The organism is Streptomyces sp. NPDC048636, assembly GCF_040650655.1.
In the GTDB taxonomy this organism is placed as follows: Bacteria; Actinomycetota; Actinomycetes; order Streptomycetales; family Streptomycetaceae; genus Streptomyces.
Genome location: NZ_JBEZHR010000014.1, coordinates 61,011 through 83,471, shown reverse-complemented (window position 1 = coordinate 83,471; position 22,461 = coordinate 61,011). Strand labels below are relative to the sequence as shown.

The window sequence follows — 22,461 nt, the reverse complement described above, 5'->3', positions numbered from 1 at the left end:
CCGGGGAGCCAGCCGGGTCGGCCGGGGTATCAGCCGGGGAACTCGTCCTCGATCAGCTCCAGATCCGGTGGCACCAGCGTCGTCGACTCGGTGAGCCCCTTGAGCAGGTTGTGCAGCAGTGTGTGGTCGCTCGGCCCGGCGAACTCCCGCTCCCGCACCACCGGATAGGGAAAGTCGCCACCCTTGGTCAGCCGATGGCGCACGGCTTCCACCTTGTGCTCGATCCGGCGCTTGGACCACTTCGCGTCCGGGTGGAGACAGCCGAGTTCGGCGGCCGCCTCCCGGTACGACAGCGGCCGTGGATCCACCTCGTAGAGCAGATAGCGCTGGCCCAGGACCACCAGGACCAGCCGCTCGTCCTCCTCCAGGTGCCACCGTTTGGGCGGCACGGTGAGGGCGGCCTGCCGGGGCACAAGACCTTCGCCACCGTGGTCGGTCACAAACAGCTCGACCAGGTGTTCCCGGGGGCCCGAGCCCTTCACGAACAACGGGGTGTAGCCGGTGGCGAGCGGCATCGGCTCGGTACTGGTGTGCATCATCTGCCCACGGGGCAGCCGCAGCAGCTGCTGTCCGGTGTTGCGCAGCCACCACTGGCGGTCCTGGTAGGTGAGTTCGCCGTGGCGACGGCTCACCCGCAGGTCGTCCTCGCCGACCCGGAGATCGACCTCCGGCTCCCCGCCGCGCCCGAACCGGATGGTCGCACCCGGCCGCGGTGCCACCGCGAGACCACCGGTCAGCGAACGCGCGTGCAGGGTGCCCGGCCGGGAGGGGGTGACGCCGTAGGCGAGGCTCCGGGGGTGGTTCATCCTGGCTCTCCTTGGCGGTTCGGATCCGTGGCGGCGTCAGGCCGAGCGCAGTACGGCGGCGGCCGAGCGGGTGAGCTTTCTGGCCGTGGTGCACAGCTCGTCCGCGGCGGAGTCCCCGGCCACCACCAGATTGAGCGTCTCGACCGCCTTCTGGCCGTGCTGGTCCGCGTACGAGCGGTACACCACACGGGCCAGACAGGTCCCCTCGCCCTCCCCCTCCGGTTCGACGAACGCGCGGTAGCCGCTGAAGAGCGTTGGGGTCCCGTCCTCGCCGTCCAGCGGCTGGCCGCGGTCGAAGCGCAGGTCCACCGAGAGGTCCCGGGTGCTGCTGGACCAGTCGCAGTCCCACCCCGCGTAGCCGACGTCCGGGTCGTTCGCGTCGATACCGGGGACGACCTCCAGGGCGGCGGGGTCCAGCAGCTCACAGGCGTGTTTCCGGGCCAGCGAGGCGGCGGGGAGCGCGGGTGAACGGCGTGCGATCCCGCCCCGGTTGAGCGCCTTCACCGCGGTGTCGGTGGCCGCGTCGGCGATGTCGCACAGCGCTGCCCGCCCCGACTCCACCTGTTTCGCGGTCACCCGTACGAAGGCGTCGTCCTCACCGGAGATCACCAGGCTCCGTTCGCACGCCTCGCCATCGCTTTGGTCCTTGATGATCCCGACCTTGCCCACGGTCTTCGGCGGTCCGGTCAGCTCCGGCGGCGGCCCGTGCTCGAAGTCCACGTTCATGTCCACGACGCCCTTACCGTCCGCGCTCACCAGGACGTCGCAGCGGTCGAAGTTGCCGTAGTCCCGGTCGAGTTCGGTGTCCCCGAAGCGGCGCAGCGCCGTGGCCTCGGTGAGGGCGCAGGGATCGGCCGTGGAAGGGTCGCCGAAGGTCGACGCGCCGTCCCGCGCGGACACGTCCTTCGACGACGCGGACCCCGAACGGGTGTGCTTCTCGTCGGCCCGGCCGCCCGGGGTGAACGGGTTCAACGGGGTGAAGGGCAGGACGACGGCGAGGGCCACCGTGACCGCCCCGGCCCCGACCAGCCCGGGGCGGCGCCGGACGAGCCCCGTCAGTCGGCTGCCGTGCCATGACTCCGCCGGGGAACCGTCGGGGTCGTCCCCGTCGGCGTTCGCGTGGCCATCCGCCTGTCCGGTGGCCGGGAGGGTGGTGAGGGCACGGAGGTCGGCCAGATTCGGCAGGGTGTCCGTATCCCCGGCGGCCCGCTCCAGCAGGGCGCGGACCTCGGCCGCCCCGGGTCGCCGTGCCGGATCGGCGCGCAGCATCGCCGGGAGCACCGTGGCCAACGGCCCCAGTTCGCACCCCAGTTCGGGGTCCTCGCCACCGTCTTCCACGGACTCCCGCATCACCACGGTGCTCCGGGGTTCGGTCCTGGGGAGCTGTCCGCCACGTCCGGGCGGGCTTCCGGTGACCAGCGCGTACAGGGTGGCGCCGAGGGAGAACACGTCGGACGCCGGTTCGGGTACGCCCCGGACGACCTCGGGCGCGGCATAGGCGGGGGTGTAGCCGATGGCGGTGTTCGGTGTGATGGACTGCCGGTGGCCGAGCCGGTAGGCGGTGCCGAAGTCGGTCAGCTTGGCCGAACCGCTCTCGGTGACCACGATGTTTCCCGGCTTGATGTCGCAGTGCACGATGCCCTCGCGGTGCAGGGCGGCCAGCGCGTCCGCGATCTGCGCGCCCACACGCGCGGCGAGCTCCGCCGGTACCGGTGGCCACTTGTCCAGACTTCCACCGCGTACGTACTCGAGTACCAGCCACGAGGTGGAGCGGTTGCGCCGGCCCACGCGGACCGCGTCGTACAGGGTGACGACATGCGGATGGCTGAACCGTGCCAGCGCCCGGGCCTCGGCCCGTAACCGGTCGAAGGCGAGGGTGCTGCCGTCCTCCAGGGCGGTGCGCTTGAGTACCACCCGGCGGCCCAACTCCTTGTCGTACGCGGGCCAGACCTCGCCCATTCCGCCGCGCATGGGCTGCTTCTCGAGCCGGTACCGCCCCCCGACGTCCTCCCCTGAGCGCACCGTGTCTCCCCTCACCCATCGTCGTCACTCCGCTGCGGACAGCGCGCGGATCGAACCTACTGGGTGAGGGAAGCGGGGGTCCGGCGCTTACGTACGGTCGGACGCTGATTCACACTCCGCTCACACCGTCACCATCTGTGCGGAGATTATGAGCGGAGCGCGACAGGCTGCCATTGGGGCCCTCGTCCATCATGCCCACGACAGGGTCAGCCAAAGCCCGGCAGATGTGCGACCGCTCCCGGGCGGCGGGCGGCCAGCCGCAGGGTGCGGATCGTGGAGCGCACCACCTGTTCCTTGACGCGGGCCGCCATGCCACCGCGCAGCACCACATCGCGCGGAGAGTCATCCGCGTGTACGGCCTGGATCAGACCGTCATGGCGGCCGAGGCTCACACACTGCACCAGATAGCGGAAGCGCAGTGGCCGCGGCTGCTCCCCGCGCGCCTCGGCGAGGATGGCGGAGGCCGCGTACGAACCGGTCGGCAGCGCGGTGGCACAGGCCATCCGCAGTGGTCCGGCGGCCGGTGTGCGGACGGCGGCCGCGTCCCCTGCCGCGTAGATCCGCGGGTACGAGACGGAGCGCAGCGCGCCGTCGACACGGATACGTCCCGTGGGGTCGAGCGCCAGTCCGGCGGCCGCGGCGAGTCCGGTGTTCGCCGTCATCGAGGCGGCCCAGACCACCGCGTCGGAGCCGAGGTCCTCGGGGCGCGCCACGGTGCGGCCCTCCTCGATCCGCACCCCGAGACCGGTCAGTACCGTGCGAGCGTGCGCCCGGCCCTTGGGGGACAGCCCGGTGCCGATCTCCCCTCCGGTGACCAGCCGAACGCTCCAGTCGCGGTGTGTTTCGGCGATCTCGGCGGCCAGTTCGAGACCGGTGAGACCGCCGCCGACCACCGACAGGCGGCCGGGCCCGTCGAGCAGGCGCTTGTGCAGTTCGGCGGCGGTCTCCGGGGTGAAGGCCCGCTCACCGGGGTCGGCGGTACGGCTGCCCAATGCGTACACCAGCCGGTTGTACGGCAGTTCGCGGCCGTCGTCGGTGACGACCCGGTGGCCGACGGGGTCGATCCTGGTGGCGCGGGCCGCGACATGGGTGACGCCCGTGCCGTGCAGCAGCACGCTCAGCGGATGGCTCACCCCGGCGCGTCCGGCGGCCCGTTCGTGGAGCCGGACGCGTTCGGTGAAGTGGGCCGCCGGGTCGACGAGGGTGACGCGGGCGTGCGGGGCGAGGCGCAGGGCGGCCAGCAGCCCCGCGTACCCCGCGCCCACCACCACGTGCTGTTCCGTGTGGTTCTTCTGCTTCGCCATGCCGAACGACCTCCTCGGGACCGGTGTCATGAGAGGGACGACACGGCGGTGCGGAGTGTGACGGTGAACGCGGTCACAGGTTCCGCAGCTCCAGGTGGCGCAGCTTGTCGGGGTTGAGGACGGCGTCGATCTCGGTGATCCGCCCGAGGTGCACGGTGAACGCGAACACCGCGCCACGGTGGTGTGCCGCGTCCACGATGACCAGACCGGGGGCGCCGTTGACGTCGACCCGGTGCACGGACATCGTCGCCGGGTCGAAGCCACGGGTGAGACGGTGGGCGAAGCGGGCGACCTTCTCGTTGCCGAGGACCGGCAGCCGGGCCGCGGTCACCTTGCCGCCACCGTCCGAACGCCAGACCACCTCCGGATCGAGGATCTCCAGCAGTCCGTCCAGGTCGCCGCCCATGACCGCCCGCAGGAACGCGTCCACCGCACGCCGGTGTTCGGCGCGGTCCACCGAGCGGCGCGGTGCCTCCGCCCGCACCCGCCGCCGGGCGCGGGAGGCCAACTGCCGTACGGATTCCGGGCTGCGGCCCACCACCTCGGCGATCTCGGGGAACGGCACCGAGAACACATCGTGCAGGATGAACGCGGTCCGCTCGGCCGGGGTGAGCCGCTCCAGCACCGTCATCAGCGCGATCCCCACCGACTCGTCGAGCGTCACCCGGTCCTCGGGTCCACCGTCCGCGACCACCGGCTCCGGCAGCCAGGGGCCGACATACGCCTCGCGGCGGACACGGGCGGAACCGAGCAGGTCGTAACAGATCCGGCTGACGACAGTGGTCAGATAGGCGCGCGGATCGGCCGCCTCGCCGTCGGGCAGCGCCTGCCACCGCAGCCAGGTCTCCTGCACCGCGTCATCGGCGTCGGCCACCGAGCCGGTGATGCGGTAGGCCACCGCCCACAACCGGTCCCGCTGCTCCTCGAAATCCGACAGTTCCGCCATGGCTTTGATCATCCTCTCGTGGGCGCGGGCTCAGGGGCCGGAAGAGAAGCCCGGAAGGCCCGGAAGAGAAGACGGAGCGGCGGGCGGAAGTGTGACATCGGTGCCACCCGGGGGCGACACCCCTCCGCCAGGTCCGGGGCGGCCCCCGGTTCCCGGACAGCGGGTCATAGAGAGCGATCACCCGTAAAATAGTGATATGGGCAGCGGCAACGAAGGCCCTGACGACTACGGGCCAGACCCCCTGGGCGATTTCCTCGCACGCTTCCTCGGGACCGGGCCGGCCGGGCACCGGTCCGATTCCCGGCATGTCGACTTCGGCCGTCTCATGAGCGAGACCGCGCGGAACCTGGTCTCCTCGGCCGCGTCGTACGCCGCCGAGCACGGCAGTACCGACCTGGACACCGAGCATCTGCTGCGGGCGGCCCTGCTGGCCGAACCCACCCGCACGATGGTCTCCCGCGCCGGAGCCGACCCGGACCGGCTCGCCGAGCAGATCGACCGGGAGGCGGGGGAGGGGCCGCCGCGCAACTCGGTCGCCGTCACCCCCGCCGTCAAGCGGGCGCTGCTCGACGCCCACGAGATATCCCGCTCCCGGGGCTCCTCGTATATCGGCCCCGAGCATGTGCTGATCGCGCTCGCCGCCAACCGGGACTCCACGGCGGGCCAGATCCTGAACGCGGCCCGTTTCGAACCCCGCGACAGCCCCCAGGGCGGTCTCGCGGCGGGGGCGGTCCCGGTGGACCAGCGGCCCGTCATGGACCGCCGGCCGAACACCCCCACCCTCGACAGGTTCGGCCGCGATCTGACCGAGCTGGCCCGTGAGGGCCGGATCGACCCGGTGATCGGCCGTGACGAGGAGATCGAGCAGAGCATCGAGGTGCTCGCCCGCCGGGGCAAGAACAACCCCGTGCTCATCGGCGAGGCGGGGGTCGGCAAAACCGCCGTCGTCGAGGGGCTGGCCCAGCGGATCGCCGACGCCGACGTACCGGACATCCTGCTCGGCCGCCGGGTCATCCAGCTCGACTTCGCGGGCATCGTGGCGGGCACCCGCTTCCGCGGTGACTTCGAACAGCGGCTCACCGGCATCATCGACGAGATCCGCGCCAACACCGACGAGTTGATCATCTTCATCGACGAGCTGCACACCGTCGTGGGCGCGGGAGGGGGCTCCGAGGGCGGTTCGATGGACGCCAGCAACCTTCTCAAGCCCGCGCTCGCCCGCGGGGAACTCCACGTCATGGGGGCGAGCACGCTCCAGGAGTACCGCCAGTACATCGAGAAGGACGCCGCCCTCGCCCGCCGCTTCCAGCCCATCATGGTCCCCGAGCCCACCACCACCTCCGCCGTGTCCATCCTGCACGGGCTGCGCGACCGCTACGAGGCCCACCACCAGGTCCGCTACACCGACGAGGCGCTGCTCGCGGCCGTCGAACTGGCCGACCGCTATCTCACCGACCGCTTCCTGCCCGACAAGGCCATCGATCTGATGGACCAGGCCGGAGCCCGGGTCCGGCTGCGCTCCAGCGCCCGGGGCACCGATCTGCGCGCCCTGGAGCGCGAGGTCGAGCAGCTCACCCGGGACAAGGACCAGGCCGTCGCCTCCGAGCAGTACGAACGCGCCACCTCGCTGCGTGACCGGATCGCCGAGCTGGGCGCCCGGATCACCGAGGGCTCCGGCACCCAGTTCCACGGCACCCGGGTCGCCGAGGTCACCGTCGAGGACGTCGCGGACATCGTCTCCCGGCAGACCGGCATCCCCGTCAGCAGCCTCACCCAGGAGGAACGGGACCGGCTGCTCGGCCTCGAGGAACATCTCCACCAGCGGGTGATCGGCCAGGAGGAGGCCGTCTCCGCCGTGTCCGACGCCGTACTGCGCTCCCGCGCCGGACTCTCCGACCCCGACCGGCCCAGTGGCAGCTTCCTCTTCCTGGGCCCCACCGGGGTCGGCAAGACCGAACTCGCCCGTGCCCTGGCCGAGGCGCTCTTCGGCAGCGAGGACCGGATGATCCGCCTCGATATGAGCGAATACCAGGAGAAGCACACCGTCAGCCGTCTGATCGGCGCCCCGCCCGGCTATGTGGGCCATGACGAGGCCGGACAGCTGACCGAGGCGGTGCGCCGCCAGCCCTACTCACTGGTGCTGCTGGACGAGGTGGAGAAGGCCCACCCGGACGTGTTCAACGTGCTGCTCCAGGTCCTCGACGACGGCAGGCTCACCGACGCCCAGGGCCGCACCATCGACTTCAAGAACACCGTCATCGTGATGACCAGCAACCTCGGCTCCGAGGCGATCACCGGACGCGGCGCCGTCCTCGGCTTCGGCGGCGGGGACGAGGAGGCCGATGAGGACGCCCGCAGGGAACGGGTGCTGCGTCCGCTGCGCGAACACTTCCGCCCCGAGTTCCTGAACCGCGTCGACGAGACCGTCATCTTCCGGCGGCTAGCCGATGAGCAACTGCGCCAGATCACCGATGTGCTGCTGGAGGAGACCCGGCGCAGACTGCGCGCCCAGGACGTGCCCGTCGACTTCACCCCGGCCGCCGTCGACTGGCTGGCTCAGCGTGGCCACCAGCCGGAGTACGGCGCCCGGCCGCTGCGCCGTACGATCCAGCGCGAGGTCGACAACCCCCTCTCGCGGATGCTGCTCGGTGGCGCCCTGCGCCCGCACAGCCGGGTCGAAGTGGACGTGGAGGACGGCAAGTTGGCGTTCCACACGCAGGGCGGCTGAGGCCCGCCGCTCGGCGGCGGGCCTCAGCCCTCGGAGGTGGTCAGCGGCCCATGGCGAGCCCGTCCTTCTTGGCGCCCCGGCTGAGCACCGCTTCCTGGATGGTGCTCAGCGCGCTGGTCCAGCCGCCGTTGCCCGGGCTCTTCTCCAGTGCGCGGGGCAGATTCACCAGGGAGATCGGGTCGTTGGCCACGGCGTGCGGGATGTACTCCGCCTTCTTCACCCGCCATGCCTTGCCCTCGGCGGCGGGCGGCGAGAAGGTGAAGCGGGCCGCCGAGCCCATCTGACCGCGCTTGTCGCCCATGACGCCCGCGATCTGGTCGCCCATGCCGTACACCACCCAGGTGCCGTTGACCTTCTCGTACGCCTGCGGGATATGGGCGTGGGTGCCGATGATGAGGTCGATGTCCCGGCGGCCCCGGTTGGCGGACGCGGTGAGCTTCTTGGCCAGCGAGAGCTGGAGCTTGTCCGGCGCCTGCTGCCACTCGGTTCCCCAGTGCACACTGACCACGACCACATCGGCCCCGGCCCGCCGGGCGGCGCGGGCGTCCTTGACGATCCGCTTGGGGTCGATGACATTGACCAGCCACGGCTTGCCCTCGGGCACCGGGATGCCATTGGTGCCATAGGTGTACGCGAGCTGCGCCACCTTGGCGCCACCGGCCTCCATCAGGGCGGGACGGGTGCTCTCGGCGGCCGAGCGTGCCGAACCGGCGTGCTTGAGCCCGGCGTGGTCCATCGCGTCGAGGGTGCGGACGACCCCGTCGGTTCCGGCGTCCAGGGTGTGGTTGGAGGCGGTGGAGCAGGAGTCGTAGCCGAGTTTCTTGACGGCCACGGCGAGTTGGGGCGGGGTCTTGAAGGTGGGATAGCCGGTGAACGGGCCCTCGTCGGCGCCGTAGACCGTCTCCATATGGCAGATCGCCAGATCGGCCTGGGCGACGACGGGCGCCGCGGCGGAGATCATGCGCTGGAAGTCATAGCCCTTGCCACTGGCGTCCGCCCGCGCCTGACGGATGACCGAGTCATGGACGAGGAGATCGCCGGTGGCCACCAGGGTGAAGTCCTTGGCGGGCTCCCCTTGGGCCGGGGCGGCCGTCTTGGAGGGCTTCTCCTCGGCTTCCGGGGCGGTGGACGCCCCGCCGCCGCATGCGGTGACGGTGCCGAACAGCGCGACGGCGAGGATCGCCGTCCGATGGTGTCGGTGAGAGGACACGGTTCACTCCGCACTCGTATGGGGGCATATCGGTCGGATTGTCATATTTATTGCACGGAGTGCGGGGTTCTTGCGGAACGGTGCGCAGCTTCACCGGATCGGCGGATCGGAAGCCTCCGGGCCGACCACGGGCGCGCGAGGGTGGCCCGGCTCCGGCGTGCGGCCTCCCGGACCCCTGGGATCGGGCCGAACCACCCCTATTGCGCGAAAGGTTGATGGTGCGCGGAGCGCCGAGCTGAAAGGATGGGCCCGCTACGCCGCATTCAGGGGTCCCAGGGGGAGGACGCTCCATGCAGGTCGGCCGGCCCAGCATCACCGCCCGCGCCGCCGCCGCCCTGCGCGCGGCACATCAGGCGCTGGAAGGGGGCCGGGTGTTCTCGGACCCCCTGGCACCCCGCATCCTCGGATCCGATCTCGATGACCCGGTGGTCGAGGCGGCCTTCCGGCCCGAGCGGGGGGATGTCCGGCTGACGGTGGCCGCCCGCGCGCGATTCGCCGAGGACGCGGTCGGCGCGGCAGTCGAGCGCGGAGTGCGGCAGTCCGTGGTGCTGGGCGCGGGGCTGGACACCTTCGGCTGTCGCAATCCGCATAGGGGGGCCGGTCTGCGGGTGTTCGAGGTGGACCATCCCGCGACACAGGAGTGGAAACGGCACCGGCTGGCCGAGTCGGGGATCGCCGTACCGCCGTCCCTCACCTTCGCACCGGTCGACTTCGAGCGCTCCGGGCTGGCCGAGGGGCTGGGTGCGGCGGGGTTCGACCCGGCGCGCCCGGCGTTCTTCCTCTGGCTGGGCGTGGTGCCGTATCTGACCCGCGCCGCCGTCTTCGACACCCTCGGCTTCATCGCGGGACTGCCCGCCGGATCAGGAGCGGTGTTCGACTACGGAGAGCCACCGGAGCGGCTGCCGCCCGAGCAGCGCGCCGTCCATGAGGCGCGCGCGGCATGGGCGGCGGAGGCCGGGGAGCCGTTCCTGAGCCACTTCACCCCGGAGGAGGTGCGGTCCGCCCTCCATGACCTCGGCTTCTCGGCGCTCGAGGACATCCGCTACGGCGCTCTCGCCGCCCGCTACCCGGGCGGGACCGGTGGGGACACGGCCGAGGCGACCCCGGATCTGGGCGCCCATCTGGTGCACACCTGGCGCGGGGCGCGGACCACGGTCCGGTGAGGCGCTAGCTCCGCTCGAGCCCCGGCCGCCACGATGAGGGGGACGCTCCTCAGGTGCTCGCGCGGCGCAGGGGGGAGGCCCGAGCCGCCTCCGGCTCGGGCCTCGTCAGGTGTCGCTCCGGTGAGGCGCGATGGGGTCAATGCCCCTTGCCGCGCGGTGGCTTGAGGGGTGTCGCGGTGGTCACCGGTACGGTGATCCGGCTGCCGCCGAGGTCCACCGTCACCTTCGCCGCGGTGGGGTCCTCGAAGTACAGGAAGTCGGCGTCGGTGCCGCCGATGACCAGCCCCAGGCGGTGTCCCGGTTTGATCCGGTAGTCGTTCGGCAGGGTCCGCCAGGTGACGCGGGCGTACTCCCCGGGTGTCATCGGCTCGGGGGTGCTGGCCGAGTGGCGGTTCTGCACATCCATCCAGCCACGGGCGATGACCTCGAACGGCTTGTTCGCCGTCACATTGGCCGTCTTCTTGTAGCAGCCGTTGTCCTGGGCGGTGCTCTCACCGTGGCAGGACTCCTCGGGCAGCCCGCGCAGACCGTCGTGGATCCCGTTCTGCGGTTCGTTCCGCAGCCAGTCGATCCGCTCGTCCTCGCCGTAGTCGACCAGGAGCGTCGTGAGGTTCGACGTCGGCTTGTCCAGCGAGAGCCGCAGGTCCACGGTGGGCGTACCGGAGAGCCGGACGGTGTTCGGCAAGGGCGGGGTGACAAACGCCAGCCGACCGGGCCGACTGGTCGCGGGGTCGGAGCTGAGATCGGCCTCGCTCAGCTTGAGATCCGTGAACGATCCGGTGCCCTGGGCTGCTTGGGGCGAGAGTGAGCCGTCGGGCGCGGGACGCAGTGATACCGAGGAGGTACGTGCGGGCCAGTCGGCCTGGGTGGTCCAGCTGTCCGGCCCGGTCTGGAGATCGACCCGGGGCTCGTCCATGATCCCGTTCTGGAGACCGTAGAGCCAGTGGTCGAACCAGCGGTGCACGGTGGACACCCACTGTGCCCGCCGTCCGGGCCAGTCGAAGGGATCGGTGTGCCCGTAGTTTCCGAGCCACAACTTGCGCGGCACATCGCGCTGTGCCAGCGGCGCCCACCAGTTGGCGAACTGGTCGATGCGCACGTTGTAGTCATTGGTGTCATGGACCGCGAACACACTGGTGTGGACCTTGCCCGCCTCGGGCGCCGGTGGCGCGAGGTAATCGCGCTCGCGCCAGTAGGCGTTGTAGTTGCCGGTGGCGTCGTCCTCACCGGCCGCGAGCGCGTCGCGGACCGCCTGGCACTTCGTATCGGGATCGGAGTCCAGCTCACCGGCCAGCCAGGGCCCGAAACCGTTCCAGTGCTTGGCGCCGTTGTGGCGGGCGAAGTCGTACCAGGAACTGATCGCCGATATCGGGACGATCGTCTCCAGCCCCTCCACTCCCGTGCCCGCCAAGGCGTTGGCCAGGGTGCCCTCGTAGGAGTGGCCGATCATTCCGGCCTTACCGGTGGACCAGCCGGCCTTGACCTCGCTGCCGTCCGCCCGGTACGCCGTGGCGCGGCCGCCGAGCCAGTCGACGGCCGCCTTGGCCGCGGCCACATCGGCAGGTCCGCCGACGGTGGGACAGCCGTCGGATCTGCCGGTCCCCGTGGAGTCGACGTCGACGACGGCGTAGCCGCGGGGTACGAAGTAGTTGTCGTAGAACAGCGGGAAACTCACCGGGTTGCCCTGGGCGTCCCAGGTCTTCTTCTCCGCCTCGAATCCGCGCCCGACGGTGTCGTTGTAGGGGCTGGCCATCATGATGGCCGGCACTTTGAGCCCCCGCTCCGTCTCCTTGGGGCGGATGATGTCGACGGCTGCCCGGTCCTTGTGTCCGTCCCCGTCGCTGTCCACGGGGGTCTGGACCATGATGTGTTCGCGGATGGCGTCCTGATAGGAGAAGACCGGCTGGGTGCGGCCGTGGGCCACACTGATCGACGGCCCGGCCGGGGTGCGGGCCGACGCGGGCCCGGCGGGCAGGGTGGCGAGACATGTCGACAGCGCGAGCGCGGCGATCACGACCCCCCGCCGTCGTGAGGTGAGCACGCGGGACCTCCTGGTCGGTGTGGACTCGCTGGGAACGTCGCTGTGAAACCGCCGGGGACAGGAACGGCGGTCCGGCCCGGGGACAGCCGCCGATGGCTGTCCCCGGGCCGGCGGGGAGTTACTCCGCGATCTTCGTCCGCCTGGTCCAGCGGAAGATCGCCGGGGCGAAGTCATCCGCGCCGCCGATGAGTTCGAAGTGCTCATAGCCATCGCGGTGCTGGATTTTGAGCCTTCCGGTGATGAGGGTCGACCGCTCGGCCCGGAGCGCCCGTGGCAGATCGTCCGGACCGCCCTCGAGCACCACATCGACCTCGGTGTCATCGGCCAGGAAACCGACCTGTTCGTTCATGTGTACCCCTCCGTCCATCCGCGGATTTCCTATGCGGGGACCTGAAGTTCAAGCCGGTCATCCGAGGTGAGGATGGCCCGCTGCATGTCCTGGAGGGCCCGGCAGGGCTCCAGTCCGAGTTCTTCGTTGAGCGTCTTGCGCGCCGCCTGGTAGACATGCAGGGCGTCCGCCCGGCGGCCACAGCGGTAGAGCGCCAGCATCAGCTGGCGGTGCAGAGCTTCCCGCAAGGGGTGCTCGGTGGTCAGCTGGTAGAGATCACTCACCAGTTCACGATGGCGGCCGAGCATGAGCCGGGAATCCGTCAGCATCTCGACACACTCCAGCCGGGCCTCTTTCAACCAGGTCTGAAATCCCTCGAGGATCGGTCCATGGCAAACGTCGCCCAGCAGCGGGTCCCGCCAGAGGTCGAGGGCGGATTCGAAGGCGGCGGTGGCCTGCTTGTAGTGTCCCTCCCGAAGATGGTCACGGCCCTCGCCCACCAGGCGTTCGAAGCAATGGAAGTCGAGTTCGTCGGGCCCCAGTTGCAGGACATATCCCGGGGTCCGGGTCTGGACCGGACTCTCACTCCGGGAGGGGCGGCGCAGGAACTTTCGAATCTGCGAGACATATACGTGGAGACCGGCGATGGCCCGCCGTGGCGGATCCTCTCCCCAGATCTCCGAGATGAGCTGGTCGATGGGAACCACCTGGTCAGCGCGGACCAGAAGAACGGTCAGCAGGACCTCGATCTTCCGGGCTCTGATGGTTAATTTCTTCTCCCCCTCGACCACCCGGAGAGGTCCCATGATCTCATATCGCACAGTACGTCCCATCCCAGCGGCCGACGGGTGCGGTTGGCGGGCAGACGGGGCGGGCTCTGGCGTGTTGCTCCAGTCGCGGGCCCGGGCTGCCCGGGTGTCGCGCCGGTCTGTCGGTCCCGGGGCCGCGCAGCCCCAAGGGGGATGGGAAGAAGCAGGAAACCGCCGAGCCGCCCACGTGTGAAAAGTGGCCCCGGTATGCCTCGCGGCACGGGGACGGACGGTTCCGCCGGACCCACCGAGTCACGTCGTTCGCGACTGCCATTACTCACCCCTCATTTATTGCGGACCTGCCGATGATTGTGACAACGGACGAGCCAGAGGTGCTACGGCAGGTTCCCCAAAGTCGTAAGCGCGTCCTATGACTATCCACCCCGCCTAGAATCCGGATATACGCATCCTCGAGACGTGTCCCCGGCCAGTGAGAATACGGGGCTCTCGTTGATGGGGACAACCGTGCGATACGAGATCTTGACGCCGTTCCGCATGGTCGGTACGGACGGGTTATTTCTCGAGCAGTCCGGAAGATCGGGGTCCGGATTCTTTGGATCTTAAGGTGTTGCAGTCCGCGAAGAGAATACGCGGACCGCAACGGCCGGGACAAGCGTCTCCAGCGAGATCTGGGGTGGTCGCGCCGTTGATGAGGGGTGGGTAATCCGCGACCCCAGGGGTCGGGTACCCCTACCGAACGTTTGGGATAAACGTCGGATTCTGTGTGGTCAGGGTTTGTGGGCGACCACGATCGCACATCCGGCGCTGGGCACCGTCGGCAGCGCCGACTTGGCGGCGTCGAGCACTTCCTGGACGCTGACCCCGTGCCGCTCCTCGAACTCCCGGCGGCAGCGGATGATGCCGTCGATCATGCGGTTGGCCGTGTCCTTCGTGTGCTCGGTGACATCGGTGAGTTCATCGAGCGTCAGCCCGGCGTCGCTGATCAGGCCGGGCCAGTCCGCCAGCTGGGTCAGCGAGGTGACGACCTTCGGATCGTCCTCCGGCCGGTAGCTGCCGTCGCTCGGCGGTGTCACGTCCGTCAGCACCAGCCGCCCTCCGGGCTTCAGCAGCCGGGCCATCTCCCGCAGTGCCGTCGGCCGGTCCATGTGATTGATCGATTCGAATGCGAGTACGGCATCGAATGACGCATCGCCAAAAGGCGTGGCCATGGCATCCGCGTATTGGAATGACACCCGATCGGACAGCTGCTCGATTCGGGCGGATTCGGTCGCCTGTTTGACCTGGAGCTCGCTGATCGTGATGCCCACGACATTGGCGCCGGTGGCCGTCGCCACCCGCATCGCGGGTTTCCCGATACCGCAACCGGCGTCCAGTACCCGGTCTCCCGGGCCCACGCGTAGACGTTCGATGAGCAGATCGGTGAAGCGATCCGTGGCCTCCTGTACCGAACTGGTGTCTGACGGACCGTCCCAGTAGCCGAAGTGGAAGTTGTCGTCCCACGCCATCTGCAACAGTGGCCCGAGGGTGCTGTAGTAGTCCGACACCGTGCCGTCCGGCGGTACGGATGAGGGGGATGTCATGGCGCTCCTCCTGATTCTCGGAAGATCCGGTCGGCCATCGAGGGCAGGGTGAGGGCCCACCCGTCAAGTCATGATCCGGGGTGCCGTTAACGCGTCTCTAAAGTGACCGGCCGCGGAACTTTTTGGTGTGCCTTTAGACCTGCGGCCCAGGATGGGCGATGTGCTCGCACCGATCATCAATACGGAGCGGGAGTGCCTCCCATGACCAAGGACACCCACCTGATTTCCCCACCCCACCAGCGGTGTGATGGATAGCGCCGCGCCCACCCGGACATCACGGCTCACGGAGCCCGTCGCCGTGGTGGGAATGGCGTGTCGGCTGCCGAAGTCGCCCAGCCCGTCAGCCTTCTGGCGACTGCTGCGACAAGGCGGCGACGCCATCACGGCGATGCCCGCCGACCGCCGCCGCGCCGGGGCCGCCACCGGCCAGGACGGTCCGGAGACGGCCTGGCCCGGCGGATTCCTCGACCGTGTCGACACCTTCGACGCCGCCTTCTTCGGCATCTCGCCGCGCGAGGCGGTGGTGATGGACCCCCAGCAGCGGCTGGTCCTCGAACTCGCCTGGGAGGCCTTCGAGGACGCCGGTATCCGCCCCGCGGCGGTGCGCGGCAGCGCCACCGGTGTGTTCGTGGGTGCCATCTGGGACGAGTACGCCGCCGTGCTGCGTCGGCACCCCACCGGCGCCCGCCCCCGGCACGCCATGACCGGAGTGCACCGCAGCATCATCGCCAACCGTGTCTCGTACGGCTACGGACTGCGTGGCCCCAGCATCACCGTGGACACCGCACAGTCCTCCGGGCTGGTGGCCGTGCACACCGCGTGCGAGAGCCTGCGGCGCGAGGAATGCACCCTTGCGCTGGCCGGTGGCGTCAACCTCATCCTCACCGAGGACAGCATGGAGGCCGCCGCCGCCCAGTTCGGCGGACTCTCCCCGGACGGCCGCTGCCACACCTTCGACGCCCGCGCCAACGGCTTCGTCCGTGGCGAGGGCGGGGGGATCGTACTGCTCAAACCGCTCGCCGCCGCCCTTCGCGACGGCGATGCCATTTACTGCGTCATCCGCTCGGGCGCCGTCAACAACGACGGCGCCACGGACGGGCTCACCGCCCCCAGCCCGGTGGCACAAGAAGAGGTCATCCGCACCGCACACCAGCGGGCCGGTGTCTCGCCCGCCGATGTCCAGTACGTCGAACTCCATGGCACCGGGACCCCCGTGGGCGATCCCGTCGAAGCCGCGGCCCTCGGCGCCGCCCTCGGCACCGCACGGATCGACGGCACTCCGCTGCTCGTCGGCTCCGCAAAGACCAACGTGGGCCACCTCGAAGGCGCCGCGGGAATCGTCGGACTGCTCAAGACCGCTCTCGCCATCCGCCACCGGCAGCTCCCGCCCAGCCTCCACTTCGCCACACCCCATCCCCATATTCCGCTGGCCGATCTCGGACTGCGGGTCCAGGACACCCTCACCGACTGGCCGCGCCCCGACCGGCCACTGCTCGCCGGGGTCAGCTCCTTCGGCATGGGCGGAACCAACTGTCATCTGGTGCTCGCCGAGGCCCCCGCCCCCGCCCCCGCCTCCGCCGCCGAGGCCCCCGACGCCGCTGGTATCGCGTCTTCCACGGGCCAACTCCCCGCCGTGCCCTGGGTGATCTCCGCGAAGAGCCCCGCGGCCCTGCGCGACCAGGCCGTACGGCTGCGGGAACACCTCGCCGCGGACGACCAGCCGGGCGGCACGCCGGAGGACATCGGGTACGCCCTGGCCACCACCCGGACGGCGTTCCCCCATCGCGCCGTCATCCTCGGCGGTGCGGACGACCCGGACGGGCTGCCCCGCGGGCTGGACGCGCTCGCCGAGGGCACCGAGACCTCCGGGCTGGTCCGGGGCCGGGTGGCCGACGGCGGTGTCGCGGTGCTCTTCAGCGGGCAGGGAAGCCAACGTCCGGCCATGGGGCGGGAGTTGTATGCCACCCATCCGGCCTTCGCCACCGCCCTGGACGAGGTGTGCGCAGATCTGGACCGCCACCTGGACCAGCCGCTGCGCGAGGTGATGTTCGACCGGAACACCACGGCGCTGGACCGGACCGCGTACACCCAGCCCGCGCTGTTCGCCGTCGAAGTCGCCCTGTACCGGCTGGCCGAGAGCTGGGGACTGCGTCCACAGTGGCTCATGGGCCACTCCGTCGGCGAGCTCGCCGCCGCCCATGTCGCCGGAGTGCTCTCGCTGCCCGACGCCTGCACCCTGGTCGCCGCCCGGGGCCGCCTCATGCAGTCGGTCACGGCCTCCGGCGCGATGGCCGCCTGGCAGGCCACGGCCGACGAGGCCACCGAGGCCCTCGCCGGCGCGGAGGACCGGCTCGCCATCGCGGCCGTCAACGGCCCCTCCTCCGTGGTGGTCTCCGGCGACCGCGACGCCGTCCACCAGGCCACCGACGCCTGGCGGGCCCGCGGCCGCAAGGCCCATCCGCTCAAGGTCAGCCACGCCTTCCACTCGCCCCATATGGACGGTGTCCTCGACGAACTGCGCGCCATCGCCGCCGGGCTGACCTTCGCCGCTCCGGCCATCCCTGTCGTCTCCAACGTGACCGGCCGCATCGCCACCCCCGAGCAGCTCGCCTCGCCCGACTACTGGGCGAGCCACGCACGCGACGCGGTCCGGTTCATGGACGGTGTACACACCCTCTGCGAGGCGGGCGCCACCACCTTCGTCGAACTCGGCCCGGACGCCCTCCTCGCCGCCATGGCCCGCGAATGCCTCGCCGACCGTCCCGCCGCGGCCCCCGGACAGCCCCGACCCGCCGCCCTGGCCGTACTGCGCCGCGACCGTTCCGAGCCACGGACCTTCGCCACCGCCCTGGCCCAGGCGTACGTACGCGGCGCCGAGGTGCGCTGGGAGCGGTCCTTCGCCGGACACCCCCGTCGACCTGTGGCCCTGCCGACCTACGCCTTCCAGCGCGAGCGCCACTGGCCCGACACCACTCTCGAGGCCGTCCCGGGCACCCCGCCCGCCACCGAGGAGAACGCACCGCCGCCCGCCCCGAACCCGGCCCCGGTGCACACGGCCGACCCGCTGGACACCGTCCGTACCCAGGTGGCCATCGTCCTCGGACACAGCGATCCACGCGCCGTCGAGCCAGGTCTGACCTTCAAGGAGCTGGGTTTCGACTCGCTGGCCGCGACCGAACTCGGCGAACGGCTCGCCGAGGCCACCGGTCTGCCCCTCACCGCCACCCTCACCTTCGACCATCCCACGCCCCTCGCCGTCGCCGCGTATCTGCGCGCCGCCACCTCCCCGGCCGCCCCGGCCACGCACCTTCCCGCCGCACACCGCCCGGCCGCCGCACATCTCGATGACGAACCCCTCGCCGTCGTGTCCATGAGCTGCCGCTACCCGGGCGGCGCCTCCTCACCGGAGGCGCTGTGGCGGTTGGTGGCCGACGGCGTGGACGCCATCGGGGAGTTCCCCCGGGACCGCGGCTGGGACCTGGCCACGCTCTTCGACCCCGACCCGGAGCGCCCCGGCACCACCTATGCCCACGAGGGCGGATTCCTCTACGACGCGGCCGGGTTCGACGCGGAGTTCTTCGGTATCAGTCCGCGCGAGGCACTGGCGGCCGATCCGCAGCAGCGGCTGTTGCTGGAGACCGCGTGGGAGGCGTTCGAGCGGGCGGGTCTGCGCGCCACCGCCCTCAAGGGCAGCCCGACGGGGGTGTTCGTCGGGGTGATGCCCCAGGACTACGGGCCACGGCTGCACGAGGCACCCAAGAGCCTCGACGGACATCTGCTCACCGGTGGCACCCCGAGCGTGGTGTCCGGCCGGGTGGCCTTCACCTTCGGACTCGAGGGTCCCGCGGTCTCCGTGGACACCGCCTGCTCCTCCTCCCTGGTGGCCCTGCATCTGGCCGCGCAGTCGCTGCGTCGCGGTGACTGCTCGCTCGCCCTCGCGGGCGGGGTCACCGTGATGGCCGCCCCGGGCATGTTCACCGGTTTCTCACGGCAGCGCGGACTCGCTCCGGACGGACGGTGCAAACCGTTCGCCGCGGCGGCCGACGGCACCGGCTGGGCCGAGGGAGTCGGACTGGTCCTGCTGGAACGGCTGTCCGACGCACGGCGCCACGGCCATCCGGTCCTGGCGCTGATCCGGGGCTCCGCGGTCAACCAGGACGGCGCGTCCAACGGGCTCACCGCCCCGAACGGGCCCTCCCAGCAACGGGTGATACGCGCCGCGCTCGCCACCGCCGGACTCGCACCGTCGGAGGTGGACGCCGTCGAGGCGCACGGGACGGGCACCACCCTCGGCGACCCGATCGAGGCCCAGGCACTGCTGGCCACCTACGGACAGGAACGGCCGACCGACCGGCCGCTGTGGCTGGGCTCCCTCAAGTCGAACATCGGCCACACCCAGGCCGCGGCGGGCGTGGCGGGGGTCATCAAGATGGTGATGGCGCTGCGTCACGGCACTTTGCCCGCCTCCCTGCACATCGACGCGCCGAGCCCCCATGTCGCCTGGGACGGCGGCGCGGTGCGGCTGCTGACCGAGCCGGTGGCCTGGCGGGACACCGAACGCCCTCGTCGCGCGGCCGTGTCCTCCTTCGGCATCAGCGGCACCAACGCGCATCTGATCGTGGAACAGGCCCCCGAGCCGGACCCGGCCGAAGCCGCCGGCAAGGAGGATCCGGGGCCCATGCCACACGGGGTGGTGCCGTGGGTGCTGTCCGCGCGGAGCGCACAGGCCCTGCGGGGCCAGGCCCGGGCGCTGGCCGACCATCTGGCCCGCACTCCCGGAGCCTCGTCCGCGGACATCGGCTGGTCGCTGATCAGGACCCGTTCGGTGTTCGAGCACCGGGCCGTCCTGGTCGGCCAGGACCGCGACACCCTGTCGGCGGCCCTCGCGGCGCTGGCCGCGGGGGAGAACCACCCGGCCGTGATGGGTCCCGGTGCCATTCACCCCGGGGCCGGGACGGCCGACGGCCGGGGACCGGTGCTGGTGTTCCCCGGGCAGGGCTCGCAGTGGGCGGGGATGGGTGCGGAGCTGCTGGACGGCTCCCCGGTGTTCGCGGCGCGGATCGCGGAGTGCGAACGTGCCCTCGCACCCTATGTGGACTGGTCGTTGACCGATGTGCTGCGCGGGACAGCGGGTGCGGCGGACCTGGGCCGGGTGGATGTCGTCCAGCCGGTGCTCTGGGCCGCGATGGTGTCGCTGGCCGCCGTATGGGCCGCGTACGGCGTCCGCCCCTCGGCCGTGGTGGGCCACAGTCAGGGTGAGATCGCGGCGGCCGTGGTGGCGGGCGCGCTCTCCCTGGACGACGCCGCGCGGATCGTGGCCCTGCGCAGCCGGGCGTTGCGGCAGCTCGCGGGCGGCGGCGCCATGGCCTCCCTCGGGCTCGGCCGGGAACGGGTGGCCGAACTGCTGCTCCGGCTCGACGACCGGGCGGACGCGGTGGTGGTGGCGGCCGTCAACGGGCCCGAGTCCATCGTGGTGTCCGGCCCGCCCGAGCAGGTGGCCGTGGTGGTGGAGGAGTGCCAGAAGGACGGCGAACGCGCCCGGCTGATCGAGGTGGACTACGCCTCCCACAGCTCACAGGTCGACGGCATCAGCGACGAACTCGCCTTACTTCTGGCGGGAGTTGAGCCACTCGACGCTTCTGCACGCGTTTCCGCCGGGAAGGCGGCGTTCTACTCGACCGTGACCGGCGGCCCGGTCGGCGCGGAGGCCCTGGACACCGCGTACTGGGTGCGCAATCTGCGGGAGCAGGTGCGGTTCGCCGACACGGTCGAAGCGCTGCTGGCCGATGGCCACCGGGTGTTCATCGAGGCCAGCACCCATCCGGTGCTCACCATGGGAATGCGCGAGACCTTCGAACAGAGCGGGATCGACGCCGCGGCCGTGCCCACTCTGCGCCGTGACCACGGCGATCCCGCCCAGCTGGCCCGGTCGCTGGCGCAGGCGTTCACCGCCGGTGTGGAGGTGGAGTGGGCGGCGCTGTTCCCGGTCGAGCCCCGCCCCCGTACCGTCGAACTGCCCACCTACGCCTTCCAGCGCGACCGCTACTGGCTTGACGGTGCCGGTGGCCGGGGCGGCGATCCGGCTGACCTCGGACTCACCGCCGTAGGACATCCACAACTGGGCGCCGCCGTACGGCTCGCCGACGGTGGCGGCCATGTGCTGACGGGTCGTCTCTCGGCACAGACCCATCCCTGGCTGGGCGAACACGCGGTGGCCGGGGTGACCCTGGTGCCCGGGGCCGCACTGGTGGAGTGGGTGCTGCGGGCGGCCGATGTGGTCGGCGGCGGCCAGGTGGAAGAACTCACCCTGAAGCAGCCGCTGATCTGGCCCGGAACCGGTGGACTCCGGATACAGGTGATGGTCGGCCCGGTCGGTGACGACGGACGCCATGACGTGGCCGTCTACTCCCGGCCCGAGGACACCGCGGAGCCCGGCCCCGCGCACCCCGACTGCGCCGACACCGAATTCAGTTGCCACGCCGTCGGCGTACTCGGCCCTGCCGCCCCCGAGGACCGGACGGCGGAGCTGACCGGAGCGTGGCCGCCGTCGGCCGCGATGCAGGTGGACACCGACGGCTGCTACGCACACCTCGCCGCCTCGGGATACGCGTACGGCCCGGCCTTCCAGGGGGTGCGGGCGCTCTGGCGCGACGGCCACGACCTGTTGGCCGAGGTGGAACTGGCAAAGCATGCCGGGGAACCGACCGGATTCGGCATCCACCCGGTGCTCCTGGACTCCGTACTGCACCCGGTGCTGCTGGACGCCGCCCGAGCCCAAGAGGAGAGGATGTGGCTGCCGTTCACCTTCAGCGGTGTATCGCTGTGGGCGTCCGAGGCGACCACGGTACGGGTACGGATCACCGCGCCGCCGCCCGGCCCGGACGGCGGCCGGGAGTTGCGCGTGGTCGTCGCCGACGCCGTGGGGGCGCCGGTGCTGACCGTCGATGGGCTGGTGATGCGCCCGGCCGCCCCCGACCAGCTCAAGGCCACGGCCTCACGCGCCTCGACCCCGGCCACGGCCTCGTCCAACGGTGGTGCGAGTGCGCGGCGGCGCGCCGCGGCCGCCACCGACGAGCGACCCGTCGACTGGGCCGCCCGGCTGGCGGGGCTGTCGGCGGCGGACAGGTATCGGCAGATGCTCCACCTGGTCCGTGGCCACGCCGCCACGGTGCTGGGACGCGCGGACGCCGACGCCGTGCACGCCGACGCCAGCTTCAAGGAGCTGGGTTTCGAGTCGCTCACCGCCGTGGAGCTGCGCGACCGTCTCGCCGCCGCCACCGGGTTGCGGCTGCCCGCGGCACTCATCTTCCGCCATCCGACCCCGGCGGGGGTGGTGAACCATCTGGTGCGGCGGCTCACACCGGATGAATCCGGCTCCGCCACGTCCAGCGTCCCCGCCCCGGCGGCCGAACCGGCGCGATCCAGCACGGCCCGTCGTTCCGCGGCCGAACCGAGCGCGGCGGAACGGCTGGAGTCCGCGTCCGCGGATCAGGTCCTTGACTTTATCGACAACGAGCTTGGTGTGTCCTGAATATGCCGGGTGCGACGAACGCTGAAGGCCGG

General features: G+C 71.1%; 12 protein-coding genes. 3 read left to right on the top strand and 9 right to left on the bottom strand.

Annotation, left to right across the window (positions count from 1 at the left end; genetic code table 11):
• Positions 1-29: 29 nt before the first annotated feature.
• From AB0C66_RS29135 to sigJ, 4 genes are all read right to left on the bottom strand, one after another.
• A complete protein-coding gene (locus AB0C66_RS29135; protein WP_362445002.1) occupies positions 30-806 on the bottom strand; it encodes an FHA domain-containing protein in 777 nt (258 codons plus the stop codon).
• Between the two features lie 36 nt (positions 807-842).
• On the bottom strand, positions 843-2,828 hold the full coding sequence (locus AB0C66_RS29130; protein ID WP_362444999.1) for a serine/threonine-protein kinase: 1,986 nt from the start codon (positions 2,826-2,828) through the stop codon (positions 843-845).
• Between the two features lie 206 nt (positions 2,829-3,034).
• The gene (locus AB0C66_RS29125; RefSeq protein WP_362444996.1) at positions 3,035-4,132 is read right to left on the bottom strand and encodes an FAD-dependent oxidoreductase; all 1,098 of its coding nucleotides are present in this window, start codon (positions 4,130-4,132) and stop codon (positions 3,035-3,037) included.
• A gap of 73 nt (positions 4,133-4,205) precedes the next feature.
• Complete coding sequence (gene sigJ, locus AB0C66_RS29120; RefSeq protein WP_362444993.1) at positions 4,206-5,078, bottom strand: RNA polymerase sigma factor SigJ; 873 nt, start codon at positions 5,076-5,078, stop codon at positions 4,206-4,208.
• A 196-nt stretch (positions 5,079-5,274) separates the two neighbouring features.
• Between sigJ and AB0C66_RS29115 the strand changes: the two genes are divergently transcribed.
• A complete protein-coding gene (locus AB0C66_RS29115; protein WP_362444990.1) occupies positions 5,275-7,806 on the top strand; it encodes an ATP-dependent Clp protease ATP-binding subunit in 2,532 nt (843 codons plus the stop codon).
• A gap of 40 nt (positions 7,807-7,846) precedes the next feature.
• Here the strand turns inward: AB0C66_RS29115 and AB0C66_RS29110 are convergent, their stop codons facing one another.
• Positions 7,847-9,016, bottom strand: a complete 1,170-nt coding sequence (locus tag AB0C66_RS29110) for a CapA family protein (protein WP_362444987.1) — start codon at positions 9,014-9,016, stop codon at positions 7,847-7,849.
• A gap of 290 nt (positions 9,017-9,306) precedes the next feature.
• On the opposite strand from AB0C66_RS29110, the gene AB0C66_RS29105 reads away from it, so the two are divergent.
• Positions 9,307-10,179: a class I SAM-dependent methyltransferase gene (locus AB0C66_RS29105; RefSeq protein ID WP_362444984.1), complete on the top strand. Its 873-nt coding sequence runs from the start codon at positions 9,307-9,309 to the stop codon at positions 10,177-10,179.
• Positions 10,180-10,315: 136 nt separating this feature from the next.
• On the opposite strand, the gene AB0C66_RS29100 is transcribed toward AB0C66_RS29105, so the two are convergent.
• The 4 genes from AB0C66_RS29100 to AB0C66_RS29085 form a co-directional block, all read right to left on the bottom strand.
• The gene (locus AB0C66_RS29100; protein ID WP_362444981.1) at positions 10,316-12,220 is read right to left on the bottom strand and encodes a Xaa-Pro dipeptidyl-peptidase; all 1,905 of its coding nucleotides are present in this window, start codon (positions 12,218-12,220) and stop codon (positions 10,316-10,318) included.
• Between the two features lie 118 nt (positions 12,221-12,338).
• Positions 12,339-12,569 (bottom strand): DUF5988 family protein, encoded by a 231-nt coding sequence (locus AB0C66_RS29095; protein ID WP_362444979.1) that lies wholly within the window; start codon positions 12,567-12,569, stop codon positions 12,339-12,341.
• A 29-nt stretch (positions 12,570-12,598) separates the two neighbouring features.
• Positions 12,599-13,369 (bottom strand): AfsR/SARP family transcriptional regulator, encoded by a 771-nt coding sequence (locus tag AB0C66_RS29090; protein ID WP_362444976.1) that lies wholly within the window; start codon positions 13,367-13,369, stop codon positions 12,599-12,601.
• A gap of 716 nt (positions 13,370-14,085) precedes the next feature.
• Positions 14,086-14,898 (bottom strand): methyltransferase domain-containing protein, encoded by an 813-nt coding sequence (locus AB0C66_RS29085; protein WP_362444973.1) that lies wholly within the window; start codon positions 14,896-14,898, stop codon positions 14,086-14,088.
• A gap of 247 nt (positions 14,899-15,145) precedes the next feature.
• Between AB0C66_RS29085 and AB0C66_RS29080 the strand changes: the two genes are divergently transcribed.
• Positions 15,146-22,429 (top strand): beta-ketoacyl synthase N-terminal-like domain-containing protein, encoded by a 7,284-nt coding sequence (locus AB0C66_RS29080; protein ID WP_362444970.1) that lies wholly within the window; start codon positions 15,146-15,148, stop codon positions 22,427-22,429.
• The last annotated feature ends 32 nt before the right edge of the window (positions 22,430-22,461 follow it).